Origin of the sequence: Thermoactinomyces sp. CICC 10523, assembly GCF_016055105.1 — a bacterium.
In the GTDB taxonomy this organism is placed as follows: Bacteria; Bacillota; Bacilli; order Thermoactinomycetales; family Thermoactinomycetaceae; genus Thermoactinomyces_A; species Thermoactinomyces_A daqus.
On the sequence record NZ_JAECVX010000041.1, the window covers coordinates 1 to 1086 of the forward strand.

Sequence of the window (1086 nt, forward strand, 5' to 3'; positions counted from 1 at the left end):
GCCGTTCAGATTGAGTACATAAGAGAGCCGGGCCGCGAGAATCGCGTCATGGTTGGACGTGATCGGGGCATCAAAACCGGTCAGATACTTGTAATCGCCATTTTCCACCCCGACAAACATGCCGATCTTCCGGTTCTTGATCTGCACCGGCCCATAGCCGGCATCTTCCAATGCGTTCCACGCTTCCTGAAGCAACAGCCGCTGACGCGGGTCCATGCTCCGGGCTTCGCGCGGCGAAATTTCAAAGAACAGGGGATCGAATTCATCGACACCGGGAATGGCCCCGAATTTCCATCGTTCCGCCCCGCTCCCCGGCCAGCGTTCCGCCCCGGCGGCGCGCACCTGATCCTCTCCGTTCAGCAGATGCTGCCACATTTCTTCAATATTGCGCGCTCCCGGGAACCGACCGCTCATCCCGATCACGGCGATCGGTTCGGGAACTGCAGAAGGCCGCGCTTTCTCCTGCACCGGCTGCTTCGGTTGCTTCCTTCGCGATGGCTCCGGTTCGGCCGCCGGCCGGACGGGCATGTCCACCGCCGGCTTCCTTTCCGGGGCAGGAGGCGCTTCCCGGTAAAACGCCTCCAGCGCTTCCTTGTGTTCGGACAGGTAATAATCGGCCAATTTGCCCAGGGTGGGATAGCCGAAGAAGACCGCCGGGGTCAGCTCAATGCCGTAATGCCGGGTCAACTGTTCGGCAAACGCCGCCAGTGTGATCGAATCAAAACCGAAATCGGCCAGGTTGCTGGTGAGATCCAGTTTCTCGCGGGGGATTTTCAGCAGCTGGCCGGAGAGCTCCCGCAAATCCCATTCCAGGCATTGCCGCACGCTGAGCCCCTTCATCTCCGGCCTGCGCCCTTTGCCGGCCGGCAGCCCGGCTGCCGGTTCCGGCTGCTGCGGCTCCGGCTCCCTGTACAGCCCCAGGAAACGATGCACCCGGTCAGGCTGGCCGGCCAGAACCAACAATTGTGTCTGTTCCTGCCCCAGCAAGCGCTCAAGCAAGTCCAGGCCCTCTTCCGTTTCCAGCGCGCGCTGGCCGCTCGATTTCAGGTAGAGGCGGGTCTGCTCATCATCTCCCAAGCCCATGCC

At 62.1% G+C, this 1086-nt stretch carries 1 protein-coding gene; it reads right to left on the minus strand.

Going from position 1 to position 1086, the window contains the following annotated elements; all coding sequences use genetic code 11:
• On the minus strand, positions 1–1086 hold a 1086-nt coding region (locus I8U19_RS17090; RefSeq protein WP_232337319.1), incomplete at both ends, for an acyl carrier protein.